This is a genomic window from Xanthomarina sp., assembly GCF_035306705.1.
Lineage (GTDB): Bacteria > Bacteroidota > Bacteroidia > Flavobacteriales > Flavobacteriaceae > Xanthomarina.
In genome coordinates, this window is the sequence record NZ_DATGNO010000022.1 from 1 (window position 1) to 7,314 (window position 7,314).

The 7,314-nt window shown below is 34.1% G+C and carries 6 protein-coding genes; 5 read left to right on the forward strand and 1 reads right to left on the reverse strand.

From position 1 onward, the window contains the following. The 5 genes from VKY47_RS01520 to VKY47_RS01540 all read left to right on the forward strand — a co-directional run. Positions 1 to 359: PLP-dependent transferase (locus tag VKY47_RS01520; RefSeq protein WP_324309791.1), on the forward strand; the 359-nt coding region annotated here is incomplete at its 5' end. 22 nt (positions 360 to 381) lie between these two features. Then, entirely contained in the window at positions 382 to 831 is a 450-nt protein-coding gene (locus VKY47_RS01525; protein ID WP_324309793.1) for an OsmC family protein, read from the forward strand. 3 nt (positions 832 to 834) lie between these two features. Next, positions 835 to 4,233 (forward strand): bifunctional aspartate kinase/homoserine dehydrogenase I, encoded by a 3,399-nt coding sequence (gene thrA, locus VKY47_RS01530; RefSeq protein WP_324309795.1) that lies wholly within the window; start codon positions 835 to 837, stop codon positions 4,231 to 4,233. Positions 4,234 to 4,345: 112 nt separating this feature from the next. After that, positions 4,346 to 5,437 carry an acyloxyacyl hydrolase gene (locus VKY47_RS01535; protein WP_324309797.1) on the forward strand — a complete coding sequence of 364 codons (1,092 nt, stop codon included), beginning with the start codon at positions 4,346 to 4,348 and terminating at the stop codon, positions 5,435 to 5,437. 3 nt (positions 5,438 to 5,440) lie between these two features. Continuing rightward, a complete protein-coding gene (locus tag VKY47_RS01540) occupies positions 5,441 to 6,187 on the forward strand; it encodes a head GIN domain-containing protein (protein WP_324309799.1) in 747 nt (248 codons plus the stop codon). Positions 6,188 to 6,242: 55 nt separating this feature from the next. Here the strand turns inward: VKY47_RS01540 and gldA are convergent, their stop codons facing one another. Beyond that, positions 6,243 to 7,136, reverse strand: coding sequence for a gliding motility-associated ABC transporter ATP-binding subunit GldA (gene gldA / locus VKY47_RS01545; RefSeq protein ID WP_324309800.1), 894 nt, complete (start codon positions 7,134 to 7,136; stop codon positions 6,243 to 6,245). Positions 7,137 to 7,314 lie beyond the last annotated feature (178 nt).

Genomic DNA, 7,314 nt, shown 5'->3' on the forward strand with positions numbered 1-7,314 from the left:
CTTGGGTTAATTATCCAGGTTTAAAAACTAGTGAATACTATGACTTGGCCAAAAAATACTTGCCAAAAGGCCAAAGTGGTTTGGTGACTTTTGGTGTAAAAGGAGGTTTTGATGCAGCTAAAAAAATTGTGGATTCCACCAAATTATTTTCATTATTGGCAAATATTGGCGATACAAAATCCCTAATTATTCATCCGGCAAGTACAACCCATCAACAGTTAGATGAAGCATCGCAAACAAGTGCAGGGGTTTCCCAGGATTTAATCAGATTGTCTGTTGGAATTGAAGATGTAGATGATTTGAAAGAAGATCTAAAAGCTGCTTTTAAAGCCATTAAAGAAGAGGTTTTACAAGATTAATTAAATTTTTATAGACACTATTATGAGCGATTTAATATTTAAAGTACACGGAGAAAGTGCATCTCCAGCAAAATTCATTGCAAAAACAAGGAATTTTAAATTAATTATAGACGAACCAGAAGATTTAGGTGGTACTGATGAAAATGCAAATCCTGTAGAATATATTTTAGCCGGCTTAGCAGGATGCGTAAATGTAGTTGGGCATTTAGTAGCAAAAGAATTGGGGTTTACAATTAATACATTAAAAATTGAAGTAGAAGGAAATATAAACCCCAATAAATTATTTGGAACTTCAAATGAGGATAGAGCAGGATTCAAGGAAATTAGTTTAAAGCTAATTCCAGAAACAGAAGCATCTATCGAAACACTGGTAACTTGGTTAAAAATAGTTCAAGAAAGATGTCCAGTTAAGGATAATTTATTGAATGTTACTCCAGTAAGTCTTGAAGTTGAAAAACAATATGCCATTTAATACATGTCAAAACTAAAATACATCCATATTCCAAATTTCAATTTAGAAATTGGTAAGGCAATTTCTTTAAAATTGTCTTACCAATTGTTTGGTAAACCTTTGGGTACAGCACCAATTGTACTTGTTAACCATGCGCTTACTGGAAATAGTAATGTGTCGGGTCCAGATGGTTGGTGGAAAGACCTTATTGGAACAACTAAAGTTATCGATACCAATATATATACCATTCTAGCTTTTAATATACCGGGAAATGGCTATGATGATTTTATCATTGAAGACTACAAAAATTTTGTTGCTAAAGATATTGCAGCGCTTTTTTTAGAAGGATTAAAAGCACTTAAAATCTATAAGTTGTTTGCTATTATTGGCGGCTCTTTAGGTGGTGGGATTGCTTGGGAAATGTTAGTCTTAAAACCAGATTTAGCCCGACATTTTATACCAGTAGCGACCGATTGGAAAGCCACCGATTGGCTTATTGCCAATTGTCAAATCCAAGAACAGTTTTTAGTAAATTCCAGTAATCCGGTTCACGACGCACGGATGCACGCCATGTTGTGTTATAGAACGCCAGCTTCGTTTAAAGATCGTTTTCAACGAACTAAAAATATCGACTTGCAGATTTTTAATGTGGAAAGTTGGTTGCTTCATCATGGTAAAAAATTACAAGAACGCTACCAATTGGCATCTTATAAATTAATGAATCAATTGCTGAAAACCATAGATGTTACCAAGGGTGGAGAACACAGTTTAGACATTTTAGATGGCATTCAAGCCAACATCCATATTATAGGTGTCGATTCGGATTTATTTTTTACTGCTGAAGAAAATCGAGAAACACAAAAACATTTGGCGTTAATCCATCCAAATGTAACATATAATGAAATCCATTCCATTCACGGTCACGATGCATTTTTAATAGAATACGAACAATTAGAAAAAATTATCTCAGGAATTTTTAAACCTGAAACAAAAATAAATAGAATGAAGGTATTAAAGTTTGGAGGGAAATCTTTAGCCAACGGAAACGGATTAGAAACCGTGCTTTCCATTATAGAAACTAAAGTAAAAGATAAACAAAATATAGCAGTTGTTGTTTCTGCAAGAGGAAATGCCACCAACGAATTAGAAGTCATTCTTGAAAAGGCGGCTGCCAATAAAGGGTATAAGGAGTCATTGGAAGCATTTAAAATCTATCAAACTGAACCTTTAAAATCCATAGATTTTTCTAAAGAATTTTTAAAATTGGATACCCTTTTAGAAGGCGTAAGTTTACTTGAAGATTACAGTGAAAGAATTAAGGATGAGGTTTTAGCCCATGGCGAATTGCTAGCAACAAAAATGGTAACGCAATTATTACACAAGCGTCAAATAAAAGCACATGCTACAGACGCTAGGATTTTAATAAAAACAGATGAAAATTTTGGAGATGCGCAGCCTATTTTAGCTATCTCTGAGAAGAATGTGAAAGCACATTTTCAAAAATATAATGGAGATACCGTACACATTGTTTCTGGGTTTATTGCATCGAATTTAAAAGACCAAACTACTACTTTAGGACGTAACGGAAGTAATTATACGGCCTCTTTACTAGCAAATTATTTGGATGCGGAAGAGTTGGAGAGTTACACCCATGTAAACGGAATTTACACAGCCAATCCGGATTTAGTGGCCGATGCCAAAAAAATTGATCATCTATCTTATGGGGAAGCGAATGAACTAGCTAATTTTGGAATGACTATTTTACATGCTAAAACCATTGTTCCACTTATTGAAAAAAACATCAATCTGCGTATTTTAAACACGTTTAACTCTGAAGACAAAGGAACCTTAATCACTTCAAAAGTAACAGCCGAGGGCATAAAATCGCTTTCAGTTTTAGATAATGTGTCCTTAATAAATTTTGAAGGCCGCGGACTTTTAGGTAAGGTGGGCGTAGATGCCAGGATATTTAAAACCTTAAGCACACATCAAATTAGTGTTAGTATTATTGCTCAAGGCTCCTCAGAGCGTGGTATTGGTTTTATTGTAGCAGCCAATCGAGCCAACGATGCTGTTGCAGCTCTAGAGCAGGAGTTTGAAACTGATTTTTATACCAAAGACGTCCATAAAATTTCAATTATTGATGATGTTTCAGTCATTTCTATCATTGGACTGGATTTAAGTAAATTTCATCAACCCTATAATTCGCTTATAAAAAACCAAATCGTTCCTTTATTATTCAACAATACGATTTCTGGGAAAAATGTGAGCTTGGTCGTTCGGAAAAATCAATTACATAAAGCACTTAACGTTATTCATGGCCAAGTATTTGGGGTGGCAAAAAAAATAAATATAGCCATCTTCGGAAAAGGTTTGGTTGGTGGTACTTTAATCGATCAAATTCTAGAAAATGCAGCTGCTGTTTTAAAACGTAGAAACATTCAACTACGTGTATTTGCTATTGCAAATTCGAAACAGGTGCTGCTGAATGCTTCGGGAATAAACGAAAATTGGAAACAGGATTTAGAAATTAATGGCGTTGGAAGCAGTTCTTCCCAAGCAGTTATTGACTTTGCGAGAAAGCATCATTTAGAAAATCTTATAGCAGTGGATAATACGGCCAATGCTACTTTTATTGATAATTACATTCCCTTGGTAGAAGCTGGATTCGATTTGGTTTCTTCAAACAAAATAGCCAATACGGTTTCTCATAGTTTTTATAAAATATTAAGAGAGAAACTAGCTAAAAACAAGAAGGAATATCTATACGAAACTAATGTGGGCGCTGGATTGCCTTTAATAGATACCATTAAATTATTGCACGAATCGGGCGAAAACATCACAAGAATAAGAGGTGTTTTTTCCGGATCATTAAGTTATTTATTTAATGCCTTTTCTTCAGAAAACAGAGCGTTTTCAGAAATTTTACAAGAGGCAATCGATAAAGGTTATACAGAACCAGATCCAAGAGAAGATTTATGTGGCAACGACGTGGCCAGGAAATTACTGATTCTTGCGCGAGAATTAGATCTAGAAAATGAATTTGAAGACATTCAGATAGAAAATCTCATTTCAGAAGCGTTTAGAAACATTTCAGCCTCTGAGTTTTTGGGAAATTTAGAAGCTCTTAATGAAACTTTTCAAAGTAAAAAAGAAGCACAAGAACCAGATCACGTATTGAGGTATATTGGCGATTTGTCGGGCGATTTATTCCAAAGCAAAGGTCAATTAAACGTACAATTAGTTTCTGTGCCTAAAAACTCACCATTAGGATCTCTAAAAGGCTCGGATGCTATTTTCGAAATATTTACAGAATCTTATGGCGAAAGACCACTGGTTATACAAGGTGCTGGCGCTGGAAAAGAGGTTACGGCTAGAGGTGTATTTGGAGACATTTTAAGATTGGCAAAAAACAACAATTAAAAAGGATTGAATTTTTTAAAGTTCCTTACATTCAGGAAAAGTGATAATATAAAAGCCATAGCATCGCGGGTATTTTAAATATTCTGCTATTTTTGCTTCATATTTGAAATTAATGAGGCAATTAGTAACCTACTTTTTATGTTTTAGTTTTGGAATTGTTTTTTCTCAAGAAAAGCAAACAAAATCGTATTTCGATGCTAATTATTTTTCAGGAAATATTGCTCTGCATAACAACGATATCCTTCATTTAATTGATGGACATCCTGAAGGGTTCATTTTAAGTTGGAATAAAAAAACCTTTGGAGAAAAAGACTGGGAACAACGCTATGGTTATCCAGATTGGGGGGCTTCGTTTGCTTATCAAGATTTAAAAAACGATGTTTTAGGCACGAATTATTCAGTTTACGCTCATTATAACTTTTACTTCTTAAAACGTCATATCATATTGCGTATTGGTCAAGGTTTGGCTTATACTACCAACCCTTACGATAAAGTAGAAAACCATAAAAACGTAGCTTTTGGCTCGAGTATTTTAAGTGCCACCTATTTGATGCTTAATTATAAGAAAGAAAGAATATTTGATAGATTTGGAATTCAAGCCGGTTTTTCGCTCTTGCATTATTCCAATGCCAATGTAAAAGCACCAAATACAAGTGTCAACACCATTGCTTTTAATGTGGGATTAACTTATAATTTGGATGAAGCAGATCCTGAATATATTAAAACCATCACCAAAGAAAAATTTACAGAACCCGTAAAGTACAATTTCGTTTTTAGAACTGGTGTTAATGAAAGTGATGTTATTGGCAGTGGGCAATATCCGTTTTATATACTTTCTGCCTATGCCGATAAACGTTTGTCGCATAAAAGTGCTGTACACTTTGGAACAGATGTGTTTTTTTCTATGTTTTTGAAGGAATTGATATATTATAAATCGGTTTCATTTCCAGAAGAAAATGTTTCGGGAGACGAAGACTATAAGCGGGTCGGGATTTTTGCTGGACACGAATTGTTCATCAATAAATTGTCTGTAATTACTCAATTCGGATATTATGTATATTATCCATACGATTTTGAAGGAAGAACGTATCTTAGAATTGGTGCAAAACGTTATTTTGGTGAAAAATGGTTTGCCGCATTAACATTGAAATCTCATGGAGCTAAAGCGGAAGCTGTAGAGTTTGGGGTTGGAATTAGATTATAAAAAATGAAAAAACTGTTATTCATATTTGTTTTAGGATGTTTATTTTCTTGCGATAGCGAAGATGCCATCGACTGTTTTCAGAAATCGGGAGAGATCATTATTCAGGAAATTGATGTTGCAGATTTTGAACAAATATTCGTAAACAGAAACATTGAATTGATTTTAAAAGAAGCACCAGAAACCAAGGTTTTGGTAGAAACAGGAAAGAATTTATTAAACGATGTGGAGGTAGTTGTAGTAAATAATCAATTACGTGTCGTGGATAATAATTCGTGCAATTATGTTAGGGATTATGTGCCTACCAAAATTTATGTTTCGGCACCAAACATTTCTCAAATTAGAAGTTCCACGCAATATGATATCTTATCCGATGGAGTTTTAAGTTATAATAATTTAAGCTTGCTTTCGGAGGACTTTGTGGCTGAAGGAGATTTTACTATGGGCGATTTTAGGCTAGAAGTTCAGGTCAATAATTTAAGTATTACCTCTAATAATTTATCTTCTTTTTATATTTCTGGGGAAACAATTAACTTAACCGTGGGTTTTTATTCTGGAACCGGACGTTTTGAAGGCGCAAATCTAATCGCTCAAAATGTAACAATTTCCCATAGAGGAAGCAACGACATGATTGTAAATCCGCAGCAAGTTTTAAAAGGTGTTTTGCGTGGCGTAGGAAATTTAATTTCTAAAAACAATCCACCAATAGTAGAAATAGAACAACTTTATAAAGGGCAGCTTATTTTTGAATAAGAGAAAATCGCTCTGCGAATCTCTGTGTTTCCTCTGTGCAATAGTAGAAAATCATTTATTTAGTCAACTCCCGAAACAAACTCTCCAAACTTACATTCTTCTGGTTTAACTGTAGGATTTTCAACTGATTGTCATGTGCGAAATCAAACACATGAGAACGCATATCTTCAGTGGTAGAAAAAGTGATTTCATAAATAAAATCGTGTGTATTTACTACTTGTTGTGCATTGGGTAAATTCATTAAAAAGGCGTCTTCAATGCGATAATCAAATTCAACAACAACAATTTGTTCTTGGCCATCACGAAGTTCCTTGAGTTTTTTATCGGCAACAATTTCACCTTTATTGATGATGATGACTCGGTCGCACATAGCTTCCACTTCCTGCATGATATGGGTGGATAGAAACACTGTTTTTTCTTTCCCTATATCTTTAATCAACCTTCTAATTTCTACCAATTGATTTGGGTCTAAACCTGTTGTAGGTTCATCTAAAATCAATACTTCTGGATTGTGCAATAATGCATTTGCTAAACCTACCCGCTGCCTGTAACCTTTAGAAAGTTGCCCAATTTTTTTATGAGATTCAGGAGTTAATCCAGTTAAGGTAATTACTTCTTCGATACGTTGTTCATCTACACCATAAACGTTTGCATTAAAAGCCAAATATTCCCTAACATATTGTTCCAAATACAACGGATTGTGTTCTGGTAAATACCCAACGCTTTGTTGCACCTTTTGCTTGTTAGTGATTACATCAAAATCATTCACCTTAGCTTGTCCATTAGAAGCTTCGATATAGGTGGTTAAAATCTTCATCATTGTCGATTTTCCTGCTCCATTTGGACCTAGGAACCCAACAATTTCCGGTTTATTCACCTTAAAGGAAATGTTGTTCAGTGCTTTTTGCGAACCGTAAATTTTTGTAATATTTTCAACTTCAATAGACATAAAGCTCGTAGATTTTTTGTAAAAATAACTATTTCGTAATCGATTTCAATTAAAAAATAGTCTTTACATTTTGTTTTTTAAATTTATTAGCTACTTTAGCAGACTCAATATGAAAGCAACATTGAATTTTGCATATTACAACTGGAACTATTTCTTTTTTAACAAAAGGAACGAGATG